Here is a 19860-nt window from a genome sequence, read left to right as displayed (position 1 = left end):
GGGTTTTTGTATTGTTGTTTATGAAAATGATGTGTTTGGTGAGTAACTGTTCAAAAACGGTGAGTAAAGTGCGTTTTTGCGTGAGTAAAGCCCATAAAACGGTGAGTAAACAGAAGATTCCCGTGAGTAAACAAAGAAAAACCGAGAGTAAACGCCAAGCATACCTGCCAGCGACATTAAAAAAAGCCGCCCAGGGACTCGAGTGGCTCTCAAAATCAGTTTTTTACGCAAATGATGATAATATTTTCCAATCGTGGTATCATTTCAATAGCATGTCCGAAAAGGACGGGGAACGGCCGAACACTATAGTCAAGGATTGCCAGAAGGATGACCCTCAATGGCAAAAGAACGAACCAATTCAAAACGGGAAGTGAAAAACTTGAAGAAAAGTATCGTCGTTTTTGATTTGCTGTTTTATTTGATTATACCGTACCTGATCTGGAACCAGGGAAGAGACATGCTTGGCGACTATTACGCCATTCTTCTTTCGTCAGTTCCGGGTTTTATCTATACCATTTACCGGTTTGTGAAGGAAAAGCAGTTCAATGTCACAGGGATGTTTATCCTGTTTTCCCTTTTTGCCGGAACAACGATTGACCTCTTGTCCGGATCGGCCGGAAGAATGCTCTGGAACCAGGTGTTCTTCGGTATCTTCATGGGACTGCTTATTTTCTCAACCATTTTCATTAAACAGCCGCTCGGCATGCACTTTGCCGTGGACATCGCCTACCTTCAGGGGGAGCCGCGCAACGAAACCCAGGCGTTGTACCGGAAGCCGGAGTTTTACAAGCACTTTGTCTGGCTGACGGCCCTGTTTGCATTTCGCAGTCTGTTTCAGGCCGGGTTAAAATCCTACCTGCTGATGGAATACGGCGTGAAAAAGTATGACTTTATTTTATTTGCGATGAAGATTTCAGGCTGGATTTTTGGCGCCCTGATCACAGCAGGATTTGTATTCATTTCAGTCAAAATCTATAACTATCATGAGAAGAAAAAAGGACCGGAGGAACCGGGCAGCAACATTCGGACCGAACCCAAGATTTAAGTTTTGGGAAATGCCCAGTCCTCTGCCAGCATGCCGTACAGCGCGACATCCACAAAGTGATCGTGCAGCCATTCGGCCTGCCGGAGCTCTCCTTCCTGCTTAAAACCAAGCCGTTCGGCCACCGAGCGGCTTCTTTTGTTTGCCAGGGCTGCCTTTAATTCCAGGCGGTTCAAACCGAGCGTGCCAAACGAATAATCCACCATAGCACCGCACGAACGGGTCATAATTCCCTTCCCTTCAAAGTCCTTGCCCAGCCAATAGCCAATGTTTGCAGAATAATTATTCCACTTGATATCATACAGGGCCAGGGAACCCGCCGGGATGCCTCGGTACCAGACCATGGTAACGAGATCCGTGGAATCAACGTATTTTTGATTGGCAAGCTTGATGAATGTTTTGGTATCCTTGAGCGTTCGCGAGTAATCAACCCATCCCAGCCAGTTCCGGAGATGATCCCTGGAATGTTCCGTGAGCTGAAAGAGGAGCTGGGCATCTCTTTTTTCGAGCAGCTTTAAGGAAATTTCCTCATCGACTTGTAAAAAAAACATACACATTCTCCTGTTCCTTGCGTGTCGTAGCAAAGCGTAAGATTTAATTTTGGTGTAAGCGTTGTTTCACAGTGTGAAAGATGAGTAGCCCTATAATTTTTGATATAATGGCAAAAGGTATAAAGAGAGAAAACCAGCCGGGAAATCCGGATATAAAAATATATGAGTTTAAGTTTGGTATCATCCAGCTTCAACGCTCAAAAGCTCGGCCGTTTTTAAACGAGCGTTTCAGCTTTAGCCATCATCCAGCTTCAGCAGCCAGAGCCTCGATCGTTTCACTCTTCCACCTCAACACAAAAATCGTGTTGCTGTGTAAGAGTTCCAACGCTTTTCGGCCCTGAACGGCTGCTTCAGCTTTAGTTAACTAGGAGGATTTATGAATTTTGATTATCGGGTTTGGAAGCATGTGTTTAAGCTGGATCCCAATAAGGAAATTTCCGATGCTGATCTTGAAGCGATCTGCGAGTCGGGTACAGATGCGATTTTTGTGGGCGGGAGTGACGGAGTAACACTTAATAATACTCTTGATCTGATGTCCCGTGTGCGCAAGTATGCTGTTCCCTGTGTCCTGGAGGTGACCACGATTGAATCCCTCACACCGGGCTTTGATCTGTATTACATTCCCACGGTATTAAATAGCAAGGATGCGAGCTTTATTGTTGGCCTTCAGCATGACGCTGTGAAGGAATACGGCGATCTGATGAACTGGGATGAGGTTGTGACAGAAGGCTATTGCATTGCCAATCCCGATTGCAAGGCTGCTGACTATTCAAACGCCAATGCCAGTCTTTCATTGGAAGATGTTGTAGCTTATGCGCGCATGTCGGAAAAAATGTTCCGGCTTCCCATCTTTTATCTTGAGTACAGCGGAACATACGGAGATATCGAAGTGGTAAAAGAGGTCAGAAAAGTTCTCGACCGCACGAGGTTTTATTATGGAGGCGGCATTCAAAGCGCCGGGCAGGCCAGGGAAATGGCCATGTTTGCCGATACCGTTGTGGTTGGAAACATTATTTATGATAATGTACAGGCAGCAATAGAAACGGTAAAAGCTGCAAAAGGATAATTGAATACAGCTTGGGAATCCTTTATGATAGAAATAAGAACAAACGTTTGGGTGGTGAAGTATAAATGAGTATGCATCAAATGATAGAACAGTTGCTGACAGGGCTTAATCCTGAACAAAAGGCAGCTGTAAAACATACAGAAGGACCGCTATTGATTATGGCGGGAGCGGGAAGCGGAAAGACGCGGGTGCTGACCCACCGCATCGCGTATTTAATGATGGATAAAGAAGTGGCGCCGTGGAACATTCTTGCGATCACGTTTACGAACAAGGCAGCGCGTGAGATGAAGGACAGGGTGGCGGCCATTACCGGACCAGTCGCGGAGGACATCTGGATTTCCACGTTCCACTCCATGTGTGTGCGGATCTTGCGCCGTGACATCGACCGGATCGGCATCAGCCGGAACTTTTCGATTCTTGATTCTACCGATCAGCTTTCGGTGATCAAAAATATTTTAAAAGACAAGAACATTGATCCGAAAAAGTTTGAACCTCGAAGCATTCTGGGCTCCATTTCATCATTGAAAAATGAATTGAAGACGAGCGGCGATTTTGCAAAAACGATGAACGGACCGTATGACACAGTAGTGCATGAGGTATACAAAGAATATGAAAAACGTTTGAAAAAGAACTCTGCTCTCGATTTTGATGATTTAATTATGACAACGATTCATTTATTCAAGCGTGTGCCGGAAGTGCTGCAATTCTATCAGCGCAAATTCCAATACATTCATGTGGATGAGTATCAGGATACGAACCGTGCGCAGTATATGCTCGTGAATATGCTGGCTGACCGGTTCCGCAACCTTTGTGTGGTCGGGGACTCCGACCAGTCCATTTACGGCTGGCGTGGCGCGGACATCGCCAACATTCTTTCCTTTGAAAAGGATTATAACGACGCCAAGGTCATTCTTCTTGAACAAAACTACCGATCCACGAAAACCATTCTTGATGCAGCGAACAAGGTGATCGAAAACAACTTTAACCGCAAGCCCAAGAATCTGTGGACCGATAAAACCGGGGGCCGGAATATCACATACTACCAGGGGGATAATGAGCACGATGAAGGCCATTATATTGCTGGGAAAATCCGTGAAATGACAGCTGGCGGCCCGCGCAAATGCTCGGACATCGCTATTCTCTATCGGACGAACGCACAGTCCCGTGTAATGGAGGAAATTTTGATCAAGTCGAATATTCCTTATAATATCGTCGGCGGCATCAAGTTCTATGACAGAAAAGAAATCAAGGATATCCTTGCGTACCTGCGGCTGATCGCAAATCCTGATGATGACATCAGCATGATGCGGATCATCAATGTTCCAAAACGCGGAATTGGTGCATCGACCGTTGATAAAATTTTGCATTATGGTGCAGATAACGACCTTTCTATGTACCAGGCGCTTCAGGAAGTGGAGCAGATCGGCCTGTCACCTCGCTTTACCAATGTATTGCGTGAGTTTTCCGAGCTGATTACGAACTGGAACCGGATGCAGGAATTCCTTTCCGTAACCGAGCTTGTAGAAGAAGTTATCGATAAAACTGGCTACCGCGACATGCTGAAGGCGGATAAATCGCTTGAAGCAGAGAGCCGCCTGGAGAACATCGACGAATTTCTTTCCGTTACCCAGGATTTTGAAAAGAATCAGGACGACAAAAGCCTTGTGGCCTTCCTGACGGATCTTGCCCTCGTAGCGGACATTGACCGTCTGGATGAGGATGAAGGCGACAAACCGAAGGAATCCGTTGTGCTTATGACCCTTCACTCTGCCAAAGGGCTGGAGTTTCCGGTCGTGTTCCTGATGGGTCTGGAAGAAGGAGTTTTCCCTCACAGCCGGGCGCTGTTTGAAGAAAGCGAAATGGAAGAAGAGCGCCGTCTGGCTTACGTGGGAATTACCCGTGCCGAGGAGGAGCTGTTTATAACCAACGCACGGATGCGCACGCTCTTCGGCCGTACGAACATGAACCCGGTTTCCCGCTTTATCGGTGAAATTCCGGAAGAACTCTTGGAATCTGAGCAAAAGGAAAAAGAGGCATCTCCAAGCTGGGGCAGACCTTCACGTTCCCATGCGGCACCGTCCTTCATGAGACAGCAGCCGGGAGTGAAGAAAACATCACCGGTCTTTACATCACCCGGCAGTGAAAATGCAGACTGGAAAGTTAGCGACAAGGTAAAACACCGCAAATGGGGCACCGGAGTAGTCGTCAGCATGAAGGGCGAAGGCGACTCTATTGAACTGGATATCGCATTTCCTCAGCCGGTGGGGCTTAAGCGTCTGCTTGCCAAGTTCGCACCAATTGAAAAAGTTTAGAGTTTAACGTGAATGATTGAAGGAGTTGAAGGATTTGAACGAAGAGCATGCCAGCCAACGGGTGAATGAATTACGTGAACTCCTTGAAACATACAGTTATGAATATTACGTCCTCGACAAGCCAACCGTGCCCGATTCCGAGTATGACAGGCTGCTGAAGGAACTGATTGAACTTGAAAACAACCATCCGGAACTTCGGGACGAGCATTCCCCGACTGTCCGGGTGGGGGGTCAGGTTCTTGACTATTTCAGGAAAGTGCAGCACAAGGTGCCAATGCTCAGCCTTGCCAATGCCTTTAATGAAGAAGATTTACGCGACTTTGACCGAAGGGTGCGAAATGGCGTCGGCGACAATGTTACTTATGTTGCCGAGCTGAAGATCGATGGCCTTGCTGTGTCCCTGACGTATGAACAGGGGCGCTTTGTGCTGGGCGCGACCCGCGGCGATGGAACGACGGGTGAAGATATCACGAATAACCTGAAAACGATACGGGCCATTCCTCTGCGCATCAAGGACAAGGATGTGTCCCTTGAGGTACGCGGGGAAGCTTACATGCCGAAGCGCTCCTTTCAAAAGCTGAACGAATCTCGCCAGGAAGAGGGACAGGAGCTTTTCGCCAATCCGCGGAATGCAGCAGCAGGCTCTCTCCGTCAGCTGGATCCAAACATAGCCGGCAAGAGGAATCTGTCCATTTTCGTTTACGGTATTGGTCAGCTTTCAGGCCATTCGGTTGATTCCCACAGTGAGAGTCTGAAATTTTTGCAGAGCCTTGGCTTCAAAACCAATCCGGAATGGCACCACTGCCAAAATATCGATGAAGTCGTTGAGTTTGTCAGAGGCTGGGGAGAACGCCGGCCGAATCTTGACTATGAAATTGACGGCATCGTTATTAAGGTTGACTCTCTCCATCAGCAAGAGGAGCTTGGTTTTACAGCGAAAAGTCCCCGTTGGGCCATCGCCTACAAGTTTCCGGCAGAAGAGGTTGTCACCCAGCTGGAAGGCATTGAGCTTAATGTCGGACGGACCGGTGTGGTTACACCGACCGCTCTTTTATCTCCGGTAACGGTTGCTGGTACAACCGTCAAACGGGCTTCATTGCATAACGAAGACTTGATCCGCGAGAAGGACATTAAGATCGGCGATTTTGTGGTCGTGAAGAAAGCGGGAGACATCATCCCTGAGGTGGTCAATGTGATCGTTGACCGCCGTACCGGGGAGGAAAAGGACTTCCACATGCCGACCCATTGTCCCGAATGTGAAAGCGAACTGGAACGGCTGGACGGAGAGGTTGCGCTGCGCTGCCTGAATCCGCAGTGCCCGGCTCAGATCCGTGAAGGGCTAATCCACTTTGTTTCCAGAAATGCCATGAACATCGATGGGCTTGGTGAAAAAGTGATTGCCCAGCTTTTCAGGGAAAATCTGATCCAGGATGTAGCCGATCTGTATACATTGAATAAGGAAGAACTGCTGAACCTTGAGAGAATGGGTGAAAAGTCGGTTGACAACCTGCTTGAAGCTATAGAAAAATCGAAAGAGAATTCGCTCGAGAAGCTGTTGTTCGGCCTTGGCGTCCGACATGTCGGAGCAAAAGCAGCCAAAACGGTCGCCCAGGTGTTTGAAACGATGGACCGTTTAATGGCGGCCACGAAGGAAGAACTGATCGCGATTGATGAGGTCGGCGACAAAATGGCCGATTCCATTGAAACGTATTTTAATAAACCGGAAGTTGCAGAGCTCATCTCCGAGCTGAAGGAATATGGCGTTAATATGGAATATAAGGGACCGAGGGTCATCCGTGCGGAAGATGTGGATTCGGTTTTTGCAGGAAAAACGATCGTTCTGACCGGAAAACTTTCCATCTTAAACCGGAACGAAGCGAAAGAAAGACTCGAAGCGCTCGGCGGAAAAGTCACCGGCAGCGTTTCTAAGAATACCGACCTGCTGATTGCGGGGGAAGACGCGGGCTCCAAACTGGATAAAGCGCAATCCCTAGGTGTGGAGGTTTGGACGGAACAGCGATTTATTGAGGAGCTTGAAAAATAAAGAATAGCTCTGTTCCATCAAGTTATATGGAGGAGTGTTTTACCATGATAAAACGGATCAGTCTGATCCTGTTAAGCTCCCTTTTGCTCCTGACCGGCTGTCTGAACAGAGACAAGCTGCAAAAGGAAGAGGAAGTTGTGAAGAAAAAAGGGAAGACCGAAGAAAAAGCAATCATTACTGGGGAAATCAAGACCGGGGAAAAATACTACCGAAGCATCGTGCCCTTTGAACCCGGGGGGGCCCGCGGCCTGATCAAGTATGGCGTGGACAACCGTCTGGACATCAACGAATTTGAATTGGGTCTTATGCGGATCGCACAGGATGATTTCAGCACAGACAAGTATTATTATCAGGAAGGGCAGTATCTGTCTTCTACAACCGTCAATAACTGGCTGAAGCGTGCTGATGAAAAAGTGGAAAAAAACAGCAAGACAGACATGACGCAAAAAGGTCTGAACCCGGCCCTTGGCGTGAAAAAGGATGCGCCGTACAAGCAAGTGCTGGATGCTGAAGATAAGCATCCGAAATACTTATCTTACGTTCTAGAACAAAACTATCTGGTGCAAAGCGGGAACGACAAAGTAAAGCTGGGCGGCCTGGTGGTAGGTCTGTCGTTTAACTCTACCTATTACTACAAAGCAACAGACAGCTCCGGCTTGATTTACAATGGATCCAAAAAACTTCAGGCAAGCGATGTTGCCCAGGAAGCAAGACAAATGGGTCAGCAGGTGGTGAAACGCCTGCGCCAAAATAGTTCTCTGAAGAATGTGCCTATCACGATCGCTCTATATCAGGAAGCCGAGAAGGAATCGGTTACTCCGGGACACTTTTTTGCAAAAGCGGAGGCTGGAGCAGGCAGCACCCAGTTGGGCAGCTGGGACAAGATCGATGAGAAATACTATCTGTTCCCATCGAAAGAAGCCACAGCGAATAAACGGGATGATGCGGAGAAGTTTAATAACTTCAAATCCAAAATTCAGGATTACTTCCCGAACTACGTGGGTGTCATTGGTAAGGCACATTACCATGATGGCAGCCTCGACCGGCTGGATATCGATATTCCGATGCAGTTTCAAGGGAAAGCCGAAGTTATTTCCTTTACACAGTATGTAACGTCTTCCGTTATGAAGGAACTTCCAAACGTACCGGTGACGATTAACATCCAATCGGCCGTCAATGAACCGGAAGCTTTGATTGTCCGGGATGATGGCAGCGGCGAACCAAACGTGCATATTTATAGATAATTAATGAGACAGACCTTTGAACCTTCAAGGGTCTGTCTTCTTCTATTTGCATACTTATGAAAACCCTTGCAAACAAAGGGTTTTTTATTTATTTCAAATAATTCCGACTATTTTCCATAGTTTGAACTGTGGCACGAGTTTAGGGTAGAATAGACATGTTGCATAATGAAAACGCTTAAGGGCATAGGAGGGGACAAAATGATTCGAGAATACAAACACGAACCATTTACGGATTTTTCAGTTAAAGAAAACAAGAAAGCTTTTGAGGAAGCTTTAGATCTTGTTAATTCCCAGCTAGGCAAAGAGTATCCTCTTGTCATTGGCGGAGAGCGCATCACGACTGATGAAAAAATTGTTTCTATCAATCCGGCCAATAAAACAGAAGTAATTGGTACGGTTTCTAAAGCAAATAAAGATTTGGCTGAAAAAGCCATGCAAACCGCAGTTTCCACCTTTGAAACATGGAAAAAGTGGTCTCCAGAATCACGTGCCAACATTCTTTACCGCGCGGCTGCCATCTTGCGCCGCCGAAAGCATGAATTCTCGGCATATCTCGTAAAAGAAGGCGGAAAGCCATGGAAGGAAGCAGATGCAGATACGGCAGAAGCGATTGACTTCCTTGAATTCTATGCGCGCCAAATGGAACTTTTGAAAAACGGCGTACCGGTCAAAAGCCGTGAAGGCGAGATCAACCAGTTCAACTACATCCCATTGGGTGTGGGAATTGTTATCTCTCCATTCAACTTCCCGCTTGCAATCATGGCAGGTACTACAGTGGCTGCGATTGTGGGAGGAAACACTGTTCTTCTTAAGCCGGCAAACAACACACCGGTTGTGGCAGCGAAATTTGCAGAGGTTATGGAGCAAGCCGGACTTCCAGAGGGTGTCCTGAACTTCATCCCTGGAAGCGGAGCTGAAGTGGGAGACTATCTTGTTGACCATCCGAAAACTCGTTTTGTATCTTTCACAGGTTCCCGTGAAGTGGGCTGCCGCATTTATGAGCGCGCAGCAAAAGTACAACCTGGTCAAATCTGGCTGAAGCGTGTAATCGCTGAAATGGGCGGAAAAGACACCATGGTTATCGATAACAACGTAGATACAGACATGGCGGCATCTGCAATAGTATTCTCGGCGTTTGGCTTCTCCGGACAAAAATGTTCTGCCGGATCCCGTGCGGTAGTGCATCAGGACGTATACGATGAAGTGCTTGAAAAGGCGGTTGCCCTTACCAAGTCCCTTCGCGTAGGAAATCCTGAAGATTTCGGAAACTACATGGGCCCTGTAATCGACCAGGCTGCTTTTGACAAAATCATGAGCTACATCGAAATCGGAAGAACAGAAGGAAAAGTTGTGACAGGCGGAGAAGGCGACGACTCCAAAGGCTTCTTCATCCAGCCGACGATTGTGGCAGATGTGGATGAAAAAGCACGCTTAATGCAGGAAGAAATCTTCGGGCCGGTTGTGGCGTTCTGCAAGGCGCGCGACTTCGACCACATGATGGAAATCGCAAACAACACAGAGTACGGCTTAACAGGTGCACTTGTTACGAATAACCGTGAACACATCGAGCGTGCGAAGGAAGAATTCCATGTTGGAAACCTTTACTTCAACCGCGGATGTACAGGAGCGATCGTTGGATACCAGCCGTTTGGCGGATTCAACATGTCCGGTACCGACTCTAAAGCGGGCGGTCCTGACTACCTTCTTCTTCACATGCAGGCAAAAACAACTTCAGAGTTGCTATAAAACAGAAAATCCCCCTTTTGGCTTTAGCCGAAGGGGGATTTTTTTTGAGAAAATGATGTGTTTGGTGAGTAACTGTTTAAAAATGGTGAGTAACATCCCAATTTTCGTGAGTAAAGTCCCCGAAACCGTGAGTAAACGGAATGTTTCCGGGAGTAAACACAGGAAAACGGTGAGTAAGCTCCGATCACCTCACCTTGCACCATGTCAGAGAGCCGTCCGGGAACTCGGCGGCTTTCTTTACAGATTATTATCAGCTTCAAGAGCGGACATCACAAAGCCTTTACGGAGAACCGATTCAATTTGAAGCCAGGGGGACAGCTTTTTTCGTACCCGGTAAATCAAGGAATTCAATTCATCTGATCCTACATCAGGCACACGGCCATCGATCCAGGCCCGCTCATTCCAGACGTGCCGTTTCATTTCTTCCTTTGAAACAAACTGTCCAAGGGAAGCGTAAAGGAGCTGAAAACACTGAAACTCCTTATGGGAGAAATGAATGTCAGTTTCCCTCAAACGTACCTTTTGCAGCACCTCATATACCTCAATAAAGTTGGCAGATGGGCGGCTGACCGGCGTTACAGGATCATAATCGAGCGTCTCAAACGAGTTGGTTACCATATACTTCATGGAAATCATGCCATTGACGAGCGTGATCTGGTCCCCATGATTCAACGAATAGTTTTTATTTGGAACGAGCGGAATGCCGTTCAGACACGTCCCATGCTTGCTTCCAAGGTCCATCAATTGGGGCGCAGAGGTGTCACAGTCGATGACACAATGCTGTCTGGAGACGAGCGGGATATGAAAAGCAATCCCGGGAGCAGGACTTGCCCCAAATCGTCCAATCGATAATTTGCGTTTCAAATAAATAAATTCACTTTCATATGGCTGGCCCCGTTCAATCAATAAATGGCGCTTTTCTAAAACGTCCATTTCCTTCACCTTCATTTATCTGATTTTTCTGATAGTTATTAGAGAATTGTCAGTCTTGTTCCATTGATGATAAGAATGAGAAAGAATACCATCAATACCATAGCAGGAAATTTCAAGGAATGAAAGGTAGGATGGTCATGGATAAAAAGAAAATGGGAAAAGCATTAGTATGTGGGATGATGGCAGCGGGACTCCTGGCTGCACCGTTCGTCACCGGAGCTCATGCTCAAGTGCCAACAACAGAGATTAGCCATCATCAAAATACAATCACAAATGAAAGCGGGACAGTGACCCTCACTCAGATCAAGCCCCATGTATGGGTACATACAACCATAGGAGAGTTTAAAGGAGTGGCGGTCCCTTCCAACGGTCTTCTAGTGGAAACGTCAAAAGGGCTTTTGCTTGTCGATTCCTCATGGGATGATCCGAAGACTGATGAACTGCTGGATGTCATTGATCAGCATTTTAAAAAACCGATTAAGAATGCGATCATCACCCATTGGCATTCCGACCGGATGGGCGGGATCAAAACGCTGAAAGATAGAGGAATTCGTGTATATACCACGGAGATGACAGCGACACTCGGTATGCAAAATGGATATGAAGGACCGGACCGGCTGCTCGACCCCGTTTTGACGGAGTTAAAGTTTGGTGATGTGAAGGCGGAAACGTTCTATCCGGGAAAGGGACACACTGAGGACAACATTACGGTTTATTTCCCTCAGTATAAGCTGCTTGTCGGAGGCTGTCTGATCAAAGACCAGAAGGCTGAAGATCTTGGGAACACAGCTGACGGGGATGTACAGGCCTGGCCGGCCTCTGTGCAGCGGGTGATTGACCGCTATCCAAAAGCAAGAACAGTTGTACCGGGGCATGGAAATGTGGGAGGGAATTCCCTTCTTTATCACACGATCGAACTGCTTGAGGAAAACCAATAAAAAAAACAGGCAGGAACCTAAGTTCCTGCCTGTTTTCTTGTGTATTGGATTAGAACCAAAGTGCATCAAGAGAGTACGCGCCTGCGCCTGTAAATGCCACACCAAGTGCGACTGCGATCAAAACGAGGTTATACTCATAACCGCCAGCAGTAGACCATAAGCCGTTAGCACCGTGAACTTTCACAATGGCCATCAGCATGGTAACAATAATCGCTGCAGCTCCAAGCCATGTCACAAGTCCTGCTGCGAACAACAAGCCACCGCCGAACTCTGCAAGTGCTGCAAACACGGCCATAGTGTAGCCAGGTTTAACGCCAATGGACTCGAGCCAGCCGGCTGTTCCTTTCAAACCGTGGCCACCGAACCACCCAAACAACTTTTGCGCGCCGTGGCCGACGAACAACAGACCTACAACAATACGAATAATAAGAAGACCTAAATCTAACATACTGTTCAACACCCCTTATATAAAATTAGTTAATTACTTACTTTATGTTAGTATTATATAATGAACTCTTACTTTTGTAAAGTATCTTTTAAAACATTTTATTCAAATGGTTTGTACCCTATTCCAAGACATTGATTTTTTAATTGTAGTGACGCTCGCTGAAATATAAAACAACACTCCTTAATACATTGAAAAGTGGAAAACGAAGTTAAGGGAGGAGTTGCCATGAGCCAGCCGCCTGGTCCCCAGCTCCCATGGCACGTAAGCTCTGAACAGTTCAATCAAATGCTTCAGCCGCCAGAACTTTTTGCATTCAAAAATGAACAACGGTAGACCCTCCATGCATCGGTGGAGGGTATTTTTTCGGAAGTAAAGCAACATAAAAAATGATGATATGGAGAAATTAGGAGTAAACGTTTTTTGCGATTGGAGGACGTGCAAATGCCGGATAAGAAGAAAGAAGAGAAGCTGGATTCCCCCATTCTCGATGAAACCCTGCCCCATCAAGCCAACTCTCCCTCTTTTAAAGGCTCTGGTATGAAAATGGAGGCTCCTTTTGTAAACGATTATGGCGTGGTGATCGGAGATAGCCTGTACAACTCGGAAAACTCGCCGCTCAATAATTGGAGCGAGGACTCTGACCCAAGCATTATGGCTGGAGAACAGTGGGTGCATCCCACAAATGACATTGGCTGGAACACGGAAGAAAACCGGGAATTAATCGAAAAGAAGATCAAGCCCAAGGGGGTTCCTTTTACGCATCCGACTAAAGATACGAGCTACAGGAAGGATTAAGAGCAGAAGACCGGCAGATTTGTCGGTCTTTTTTGCTTTAACGTAAAAAAAACCCCGCTTTGTTGCTCATGGGCCTTGATGTTTGGTATCATCAATATATTGTGAAACGTACTGTTATGGAGGTGGCAAGCTTGTCTCAAATTTCAAAAGATGAGGTAAAACACGTGGCGAATCTGGCTCGCCTTTCACTGAGTGAAGAGGAAGTGGACATGTTCACGGAACAGCTGGATGCGATTATCGGTTTTGCCGAGCAATTGAATGAACTGGATACAGAAAATATCGAACCAACAACCCACGTGCTGGAGCTGAAAAATGTGCTGCGCGACGATCAGGCAAGAGAATCCGTACCACGTGAAGAAGCATTAAAAAATGCTCCTGACGAGCGCGATGGACAGTTTAAAGTACCGAAGACGTTTTAGAGTAGGAGGCAGCACATGTCATTATTAGAGAAGAAAGTCTCAGAACTGCACGACCTGTTACATAAGAAAGAAATCAATGTGACGGACCTGGTTGATGCATCGTATGACCGAATTTCACAGGTGGAAGGCAAAGTCCAGGCGTTCCTTAGCCTGAATGAGGAACAAGCACGCCGTATGGCGAAAGAGCTGGACGATGTGCTTGCAGGGTATCCCGGAGAGCGGACCCTGGCAGGACTTCCGATTGCCTTGAAAGATAACATTTCCACAAAAGGACTCCGTACCACCAGCGGAAGCAAGATCCTAGATAACTTCAACCCTATTTATGACGCAACGGTCGCTAACCGTCTGTATAAAGCAGGGGCGGTCACGATCGGAAAACTGAACATGGATGAGTTTGCGATGGGTTCTTCCAATGAAAACTCAGGATTTCATGTGACTAAAAACCCTTGGAACACAGATTATGTTCCCGGAGGATCCAGCGGTGGCTCAGCGGCATCTGTAGCAGCGAGCGAAGTGCTGTTTTCTTTAGGTTCTGATACCGGCGGATCCATTCGCCAGCCTGCGGCGTACTGTGGTGTGGTTGGCCTGAAGCCAACGTACGGACTTGTTTCCCGCTTTGGCTTGATCGCATTCGCGTCTTCTCTTGACCAGATTGGACCGATTACTCGCACAGTCGAAGATAACGCTTATCTTTTACAAGCGATTGCCGGCCATGACCCGATGGATTCCACTTCAGCGAACGTTGACGTTCCTGATTATCTGTCTTCATTGACAGGGGACATCAAAGGACTGCGTATAGCGGTGCCTAAGGAGTATTTGGCAGAAGGCGTGAATCCTGAGGTAAAAGAAAAAGTGATTGAAGCCTTGAAGGTGCTTGAAGCACAGGGTGCAACATGGGAGGAAGTATCTCTTCCGCATTCCAAGTATGCATTGGCAACGTACTATCTGTTGTCTTCATCTGAAGCATCTGCCAACCTTTCACGTTTTGACGGCGTTCGTTACGGCGTTCGCTCAGACAATGCGGAAAATCTTCTTGAGCTTTATAAAAACTCCAGAAGCGAAGGCTTTGGGGATGAAGTGAAGCGCCGTATCATGCTCGGAACATTCGCGCTCAGCTCGGGCTACTATGATGCGTATTATAAAAAAGCGCAAAAAGTCCGCACGCTGATCAAGAACGATTTTGAACAAGTGTTTAATGACTTTGATGTGATCATCGGGCCGACCACACCGACGACTGCGTTTAAAATCGGTGAAAAGACGGATGATCCGTTAACGATGTATGCCAACGATATTCTAACCATTCCTGTTAACCTAGCGGGTGTGCCAGCCATTTCCGTTCCGTGCGGCTTCTCGAACGGTCTGCCGGTCGGATTACAGATCATCGGAAAACACTTTGACGAACGCACGATTTACCGTGTCGCTTCGGTCTATGAACAGGCAACGGAACACCATAAAGCGAAACCGCAATTGTAGGAGGTGCAGGGATGAGCAATTTTGAAACGATCATTGGATTAGAAGTCCACGTTGAACTGAAAACCAATTCTAAAATATTCTGCGGCTGCTCCACCGACTTTGGAGCACCGCCCAACAGCCATACATGCCCGATCTGTCTTGGACATCCCGGGGTTCTGCCGGTATTGAACAAGCAGGCCGTGGAATTTTCCATGCGTGCGGCGATGGCGTTGAACTGTGAAATCAACCGCGAACAATATTTCGACCGTAAAAACTACTTTTACCCCGACAACCCGAAAGCTTACCAGATTTCCCAGCTGGACAAGCCGATCGGTGAGCACGGCTGGATTGAAATCGAAGTAAACGGCGAAAAGAAAAAAATTGGCATCACGCGCCTTCATTTGGAAGAGGATGCAGGGAAATTGACTCATGCGGCAGACGGATCTTCTCTTGTAGACTTGAACCGTCAGGGCACACCGCTTATGGAGATCGTTTCCGAGCCGGACATTCGCACACCGGAAGAAGCGTATGCCTATTTGGAAAAATTAAAAGCCATCATTCAATACACCGGGGTTTCTGACTGTAAGATGGAAGAGGGGTCCTTGCGCTGTGACGCCAATATCTCCATCCGTCCTGTCGGTCAGAAGGAATTTGGTACGAAAACCGAGCTGAAGAACCTGAACTCGTTTGCTTTTGTGCAAAAAGGACTGGAATATGAGGAAAAGCGCCAGGAGGAGGAAATTCTGAACGGTGGCGAAATTCTTCAGGAAACTCGCCGTTTTGATGAGAAAACGAATAAGACCATTTTGATGCGTGTAAAAGAGGGTTCCGATGATTACCGCTACTTTCCGGATCCGGACCTTGTGCAGCTCAGTGTGTCTGAAGAGTGGATTGAGCGTGTGCGCGCCGAGATTCCAGAGCTTCCGGATGCGCGTAAAGAACGCTATGTTTCTGAGTTCGGGCTTCCGGCTTATGATGCAGGCGTGCTGACGGCATCCATCAAGATGGCTGATTTCTTTGAAAAAGGTATTCAGGAGGAAGCCGATCCGAAAATGCTTTCCAACTGGCTGATGGGTGAAGTGAGCGCCTACTTGAACAATGCCTCCAGAGAAATCGATGAAACGCCATTAACGCCAGTTAACCTGGCGAAAATGATCAAGCTCATTGAAGACGGCACGATCTCTTCCAAGATCGCCAAGAAAGTCTTCAAGGAAATGATCGAAAATGGCGGCGATCCGGAAACGATCGTTAAAGAGAAAGGCCTTGTCCAGATTTCGGATGAAGGCGCAATCCGCGAGTTTGTAGTGGCTGTTCTTGACCGCAATCCGCAGTCCATCGAGGACTTTAAGAACGGAAAAGACAAAGCCATCGGATTCCTCGTTGGCCAGGTCATGAAAGAGACCAAAGGGAAGGCAAATCCTCCATTGGTTAACAAATTGATCGCTGAAGAATTGAAAAATCGTTAATTAGTGGGCTGCCGGACGTGTTCCGGCAGCTTTTTTGTGGCGTTGAGGGGGCTTGTAAGGTGAAATTGGGTGGGAATCGAGGTTAATTGGGCGAAATGTCGCGTTAATTGAGCATTATTTAAATTAATTGGGCGAAAAACCGCAGGAATTGAGCATAACTGAGAATTCAGACTTCTTCCCCACGGAATCATTTTATTAATTTTCTCCAACTTCTTTAGAAAAAATCGACAAACCAACTAAAACCCTCTCCGCACAACGCGTGAGAGGGCTTTTTTACATGCACAAAAAACGTCGAAACTTGCGTACGATTGCCTGTCCGGAAGACCCTGGAAAAATGGTATGATTCAGGTAACAGAATCGGGGGTGGGGCATTGAGAAAGGCAGGGGCAGTTGCAGCGGCATTGCTTGTAACCGTGTTAACTTCATGTCAGGGTTCCATGCTGGCGGATGGCGAACTCAAGCTGGAAACGCATTCGAAAGGTCATTATCCACGGTCATACAAACCGGTTTCCATTGATAAAAGCGAGAATGTTCTACCGTTTAAGGCACCCCTTCCACAATACATTCCATACAAGTACAAAAAGCCCAAAGTGGTGATTACCGATTGGGGAAAAAAAGAAAAACTTCAGCTGGAGATGCAGTACATAAGGAAAGACGAAAATACGCAAAAAGGCTTTATTGCGATTAAAATTTTCAACCATAAAAATTTAGTGAGTGATTTGATCAAGCAAAATAAATATGAAGAAACGCTAAAGCTGGCTGATGGGACAAAAGCATACTTTGCCTATTTTGGAAACTATGCCGAGCTGTTTTGGGTTCGGGATGGGGAGGAGTATGATCTTCGGCACATGTTTGCCTCAGAATACACCCAAAAACAGCTAAAAAAAGAGCTTTTGGGAATTGCTAATTCTATTGAATAGAAGGGGACAGCTTATGAAAATGCTAAAAAGTGTTTCATTCATTTTTGCCTTGCTTCTGGCAGTTCAATTTTTTTCAGGAAGTCATGTTTCAGCCAGTTGGACCTATCCTTTTGTGGTCTGGGATCATTACACATATTCAATTAGTGAGGAATATGTGGATCAAGTAGGGAAAGAGATCGGTGAGGTGACAAAGTATTCCGACCAGGAAGGAGCATACACTGGAAACTTCTCCAATCAATATAAAAAAGGAACAAAGTATTTCGAGATCAAAGGCATCAGCACTGACAAAGCGATTGCCGTTCAGGAGCCTGGCGGAAAATATATAAAGGCCATCCGGGAACACAAATATCAAGAAGCCAGCCTGGTGGGGAATTTTATGAGGGAGGCCGAAGCCAATCCATGGATAAGTTTTCTGGTATTGGTGGGAGCTGCGTCTGTTTTGATTGTTTCATGCAAGTCACTAAAAGACAAATTTCATATAGAAGACTGAAAATGAGGCTGGCTCTCTGGGAGTCGGTCTATTAATGTTATAAACTGATACAATGAAATGGATACTAGACCACTTTTGAAGGAGCCATAAAATATGAGCAGTGAGGTTGTAAGAATATTTGATGATCAGATGAAGTGTGTTGGACAGAAAACAAGAGAACATGTACATAGAGACGGGGTATGGCATGAAACGTTTCATTGCTGGTTTACTTTGTTGGAAGATTCAGAGCGTTATATTTTGCTCCAAAAACGAGCAGAAGTGAAAAAGGATTATCCGAACCTGTTGGATATTACTTCGGCCGGACATTTAATGGCTGATGAACGGGTTCACGATGGGACAAGGGAGATTGAGGAGGAACTTGGCGTTTCCGTTTCTTTTGAAGAGCTCATTCCACTTGGAATCATTAAAACGGAAATCAAACAGGATGCTATGTGGGACCGTGAATTTTGCCATGTTTATTTGTACAATTGCGACCGGATGCCGGCCTTTACTCTTCAAAAAGAAGAAGTCGATGCCATTTATAAAATCAGGCTGCAGGATGGTGTTGATCTGTTCAAGGGGAACAAACAGGAAATCGAAGCTGTTGAGGTTTATCCGGATCAACAGAAAACGCGAGTGGACAAAGCAGACTTCGTGGATCAAGTGGATTATTATACTGACGTATTTGAGCGGATACAGGAAACGATAAGGAAATGAACAAAATAAGGACTGAATAGCACGAGAACTATTCAGTCCCTTTATGTGAAGGACGGCCTTTGATCGAATAGCTCGGTCCGTCCTTTTTTTGTTTGATTTTTTCTTTTTTCTCGGTCATTTTTTTCATGACGTTCCGGGCGTTTTTGGATTCGTCACTGTCCGATTGCAGGCTCATTCCCTGGCCATAGTTGGCCCCGATGTTCAATTTGCCGTTCAGATCCTTGATGCCAAGGTTGGCAAAATTATTGGTCAGGTCGTATTTATCAATTCTCAGGGTTTCAATATTGATATGTTCTATGACAACAGGCGGCGTGCTGTCGTTGTCCTTTTTTAATTCCGAAAGCTCGGCCTGCAGCTGTTTAAGGTGCAGGTGAATTTCTTCCATGTTTTTATCATGATTTGTAATGGCGTTGAGTATGGTTTTAAAAAAAGGCATAGGCTACCCCGCGCTTCCGTTAGCATTGATGATCGGCTTGTACTCTAGTCTATGAATATAAAAGGAGAACATGTCTGTTTTCTCCGTTATCCAAAAAGAGAAAGGAAGGATACAAATGAAATTTTCCTCATCTAAAGTGAATCTTGGGTTTCTCGATCTGAACAAAATGGGTAACAATTGCTTGCTTTCGTTTGGCCAGACGGTTCGAAGCCGGGTCTATAATACGACGAAAAAGAATTCGGCTTTTGGCGAGAGCAATGGGGATTTTCCTCAGCATACGGGTGAGACATACAGAACGAACGATAATGATGTGATTGATAGTGACGCGAAAAACAATCACTGCTAATCAATCCGGATATTCCGTTCAGGCGCCAGGTTGCGCATGATCCTTACTTCCAGCACCCCATTGAAAAATCGGGCAGCCGTACGGGTCTCATTGATCAGCTCGGGAAGTTGAATGGTCCGCTCAAAATGACCGGTTGGCCGTTCCGCTTTAACCACTGTAGCATCCTTGTAGGGAGAGTGAAGCACTCCTTTGATCGTCAGGTTGTTGGCAGACATGGAGAGATTCACATCTTCCTTCCGGATGCCGGGCAGATCCACCACAACCATCCATTCCCGGTTGTTCGTATAAATATCGACCTTAGGAAATTCCGCCTCAGAGGACGGTGCACTCTGGTTGGGCTGGTAATGGTTATACCGGTGCCGTGCATCCTGCTGGTTATTGACCTGGGCAATTTGTCCGCCAGGCGGGCCATCAAAGATACTGTTCCAAAAATCGTTTCCCTGTACCTTTTGCGCCAGCTCCAGCCACTGTTTCAGTTTATCGACGTCCATTCGTTGCCACCTCCGGATTCAAGCA

At 46.6% G+C, this 19860-nt stretch carries 20 protein-coding genes; 15 read left to right on the top strand and 5 right to left on the bottom strand.

Translation table 11 applies throughout. The features are described 5' to 3' along the window. The first annotated feature begins 337 nt into the window (after window positions 1-337). Window positions 338-1045 carry a VC0807 family protein gene (locus AS030_RS19975; protein WP_074440618.1) on the top strand — a complete coding sequence of 236 codons (708 nt, stop codon included), beginning with the start codon at window positions 338-340 and terminating at the stop codon, window positions 1043-1045. Here the strand turns inward: AS030_RS19975 and AS030_RS19970 are convergent. Beyond that, the gene (locus AS030_RS19970; RefSeq protein WP_061974972.1) at window positions 1042-1593 is read right to left on the bottom strand and encodes a GNAT family N-acetyltransferase; all 552 of its coding nucleotides are present in this window, start codon (window positions 1591-1593) and stop codon (window positions 1042-1044) included. The genes AS030_RS19975 and AS030_RS19970 overlap by 4 nt on opposite strands. A 376-nt stretch (window positions 1594-1969) precedes the next feature. Here AS030_RS19970 and pcrB point away from each other — a divergent pair, with 376 nt between their 5' ends. The 5 genes from pcrB (at window position 1970) to pruA (ending at window position 10005) form a co-directional block, all read left to right on the top strand. Beyond that, the gene (gene pcrB, locus AS030_RS19965; RefSeq protein ID WP_061974970.1) at window positions 1970-2659 is read left to right on the top strand and encodes a heptaprenylglyceryl phosphate synthase; all 690 of its coding nucleotides are present in this window, start codon (window positions 1970-1972) and stop codon (window positions 2657-2659) included. A gap of 71 nt (window positions 2660-2730) precedes the next feature. Then, window positions 2731-4971: a DNA helicase PcrA gene (gene pcrA / locus AS030_RS19960; protein WP_061975073.1), complete on the top strand. Its 2241-nt coding sequence runs from the start codon at window positions 2731-2733 to the stop codon at window positions 4969-4971. Window positions 4972-5005: 34 nt separating this feature from the next. Then, window positions 5006-7015 carry an NAD-dependent DNA ligase LigA gene (ligA, locus tag AS030_RS19955; RefSeq protein ID WP_061974968.1) on the top strand — a complete coding sequence of 670 codons (2010 nt, stop codon included), beginning with the start codon at window positions 5006-5008 and terminating at the stop codon, window positions 7013-7015. Window positions 7016-7059: 44 nt separating this feature from the next. Next, on the top strand, window positions 7060-8259 hold the full coding sequence (locus AS030_RS19950) for a CamS family sex pheromone protein (protein ID WP_061974966.1): 1200 nt from the start codon (window positions 7060-7062) through the stop codon (window positions 8257-8259). A 198-nt stretch (window positions 8260-8457) separates the two neighbouring features. Next, complete coding sequence (pruA, locus tag AS030_RS19945; protein ID WP_061974964.1) at window positions 8458-10005, top strand: L-glutamate gamma-semialdehyde dehydrogenase; 1548 nt, start codon at window positions 8458-8460, stop codon at window positions 10003-10005. Window positions 10006-10242: 237 nt separating this feature from the next. On the opposite strand, the gene AS030_RS19940 is transcribed toward pruA, so the two are convergent. Further along, window positions 10243-10938, bottom strand: a complete 696-nt coding sequence (locus tag AS030_RS19940) for an FHA domain-containing protein (protein WP_061974962.1) — start codon at window positions 10936-10938, stop codon at window positions 10243-10245. A gap of 152 nt (window positions 10939-11090) precedes the next feature. Between AS030_RS19940 and bla the strand changes: the two genes are divergently transcribed. Next, window positions 11091-11876: a subclass B1 metallo-beta-lactamase gene (gene bla, locus AS030_RS19935; protein ID WP_420889663.1), complete on the top strand. Its 786-nt coding sequence runs from the start codon at window positions 11091-11093 to the stop codon at window positions 11874-11876. Between the two features lie 49 nt (window positions 11877-11925). On the opposite strand, the gene AS030_RS19930 is transcribed toward bla, so the two are convergent. Continuing rightward, entirely contained in the window at window positions 11926-12324 is a 399-nt protein-coding gene (locus tag AS030_RS19930) for a DoxX family protein (RefSeq protein WP_061974958.1), read from the bottom strand. Window positions 12325-12765: 441 nt separating this feature from the next. Here AS030_RS19930 and AS030_RS19925 point away from each other — a divergent pair, with 441 nt between their 5' ends. From AS030_RS19925 to AS030_RS19895, 7 genes are all read left to right on the top strand, one after another. Further along, window positions 12766-13119: a DUF3905 domain-containing protein gene (locus tag AS030_RS19925; protein ID WP_061974957.1), complete on the top strand. Its 354-nt coding sequence runs from the start codon at window positions 12766-12768 to the stop codon at window positions 13117-13119. A gap of 131 nt (window positions 13120-13250) precedes the next feature. Further along, a complete protein-coding gene (gatC, locus tag AS030_RS19920) occupies window positions 13251-13538 on the top strand; it encodes an Asp-tRNA(Asn)/Glu-tRNA(Gln) amidotransferase subunit GatC (protein WP_061974955.1) in 288 nt (95 codons plus the stop codon). A 15-nt stretch (window positions 13539-13553) separates the two neighbouring features. Beyond that, window positions 13554-15011, top strand: a complete 1458-nt coding sequence (gene gatA, locus AS030_RS19915) for an Asp-tRNA(Asn)/Glu-tRNA(Gln) amidotransferase subunit GatA (RefSeq protein WP_061974953.1) — start codon at window positions 13554-13556, stop codon at window positions 15009-15011. Between the two features lie 11 nt (window positions 15012-15022). Further along, on the top strand, window positions 15023-16456 hold the full coding sequence (gatB, locus tag AS030_RS19910; protein ID WP_061974951.1) for an Asp-tRNA(Asn)/Glu-tRNA(Gln) amidotransferase subunit GatB: 1434 nt from the start codon (window positions 15023-15025) through the stop codon (window positions 16454-16456). A 371-nt stretch (window positions 16457-16827) separates the two neighbouring features. After that, complete coding sequence (locus tag AS030_RS19905) at window positions 16828-17376, top strand: hypothetical protein (protein ID WP_061974949.1); 549 nt, start codon at window positions 16828-16830, stop codon at window positions 17374-17376. 13 nt (window positions 17377-17389) lie between these two features. After that, entirely contained in the window at window positions 17390-17866 is a 477-nt protein-coding gene (locus AS030_RS19900) for a hypothetical protein (RefSeq protein ID WP_061974947.1), read from the top strand. A gap of 93 nt (window positions 17867-17959) precedes the next feature. After that, window positions 17960-18562, top strand: a complete 603-nt coding sequence (locus AS030_RS19895) for an NUDIX hydrolase (protein WP_061974946.1) — start codon at window positions 17960-17962, stop codon at window positions 18560-18562. A gap of 28 nt (window positions 18563-18590) precedes the next feature. Here AS030_RS19895 and AS030_RS19890 read toward each other — a convergent pair whose 3' ends face one another. Next, on the bottom strand, window positions 18591-18998 hold the full coding sequence (locus tag AS030_RS19890; RefSeq protein ID WP_061974944.1) for a hypothetical protein: 408 nt from the start codon (window positions 18996-18998) through the stop codon (window positions 18591-18593). Window positions 18999-19113: 115 nt separating this feature from the next. Here AS030_RS19890 and AS030_RS19885 point away from each other — a divergent pair, with 115 nt between their 5' ends. Further along, the gene (locus AS030_RS19885; protein WP_162264566.1) at window positions 19114-19344 is read left to right on the top strand and encodes a hypothetical protein; all 231 of its coding nucleotides are present in this window, start codon (window positions 19114-19116) and stop codon (window positions 19342-19344) included. Here the strand turns inward: AS030_RS19885 and AS030_RS19880 are convergent. Continuing rightward, window positions 19341-19835, bottom strand: a complete 495-nt coding sequence (locus AS030_RS19880) for an Hsp20/alpha crystallin family protein (RefSeq protein ID WP_061974940.1) — start codon at window positions 19833-19835, stop codon at window positions 19341-19343. The genes AS030_RS19885 and AS030_RS19880 overlap by 4 nt on opposite strands. Window positions 19836-19860 lie beyond the last annotated feature (25 nt).

Source organism: Fictibacillus enclensis, from assembly GCF_001457035.1.
Taxonomy (GTDB): Bacteria; Bacillota; Bacilli; order Bacillales; family Fictibacillaceae; genus Fictibacillus_C; species Fictibacillus_C enclensis.
Note: the sequence above shows the minus strand (reverse complement) of the source record. Positions and strands in the feature narration are given on the sequence as shown.

Excerpts from the sequence above, each read along its gene's own strand:
- AS030_RS19895 (WP_061974946.1), top strand. The coding sequence starts at position 17,960 with ATGAGCAGTGAGGTTGTAAGAATATTTGATGATCAGATGAAGTGTGTT.
- AS030_RS19890 (WP_061974944.1), bottom strand. The coding sequence starts at position 18,998 with ATGCCTTTTTTTAAAACCATACTCAACGCCATTACAAATCATGATAAA.
- AS030_RS19975 (WP_074440618.1), top strand. The coding sequence starts at position 338 with ATGGCAAAAGAACGAACCAATTCAAAACGGGAAGTGAAAAACTTGAAG.
- AS030_RS19885 (WP_162264566.1), top strand. The coding sequence starts at position 19,114 with ATGAAATTTTCCTCATCTAAAGTGAATCTTGGGTTTCTCGATCTGAAC.
- AS030_RS19940 (WP_061974962.1), bottom strand. The coding sequence starts at position 10,938 with ATGGACGTTTTAGAAAAGCGCCATTTATTGATTGAACGGGGCCAGCCA.
- pcrB (WP_061974970.1), top strand. The coding sequence starts at position 1,970 with ATGAATTTTGATTATCGGGTTTGGAAGCATGTGTTTAAGCTGGATCCC.
- bla (WP_420889663.1), top strand. The coding sequence starts at position 11,091 with ATGGGAAAAGCATTAGTATGTGGGATGATGGCAGCGGGACTCCTGGCT.
- AS030_RS19930 (WP_061974958.1), bottom strand. The coding sequence starts at position 12,324 with ATGTTAGATTTAGGTCTTCTTATTATTCGTATTGTTGTAGGTCTGTTG.
- gatB (WP_061974951.1), top strand. The coding sequence starts at position 15,023 with ATGAGCAATTTTGAAACGATCATTGGATTAGAAGTCCACGTTGAACTG.
- pcrA (WP_061975073.1), top strand. The coding sequence starts at position 2,731 with ATGCATCAAATGATAGAACAGTTGCTGACAGGGCTTAATCCTGAACAA.
- AS030_RS19900 (WP_061974947.1), top strand. The coding sequence starts at position 17,390 with ATGAAAATGCTAAAAAGTGTTTCATTCATTTTTGCCTTGCTTCTGGCA.
- pruA (WP_061974964.1), top strand. The coding sequence starts at position 8,458 with ATGATTCGAGAATACAAACACGAACCATTTACGGATTTTTCAGTTAAA.
- AS030_RS19925 (WP_061974957.1), top strand. The coding sequence starts at position 12,766 with ATGCCGGATAAGAAGAAAGAAGAGAAGCTGGATTCCCCCATTCTCGAT.
- AS030_RS19970 (WP_061974972.1), bottom strand. The coding sequence starts at position 1,593 with ATGTTTTTTTTACAAGTCGATGAGGAAATTTCCTTAAAGCTGCTCGAA.
- AS030_RS19880 (WP_061974940.1), bottom strand. The coding sequence starts at position 19,835 with ATGGACGTCGATAAACTGAAACAGTGGCTGGAGCTGGCGCAAAAGGTA.
- AS030_RS19950 (WP_061974966.1), top strand. The coding sequence starts at position 7,060 with ATGATAAAACGGATCAGTCTGATCCTGTTAAGCTCCCTTTTGCTCCTG.
- gatA (WP_061974953.1), top strand. The coding sequence starts at position 13,554 with ATGTCATTATTAGAGAAGAAAGTCTCAGAACTGCACGACCTGTTACAT.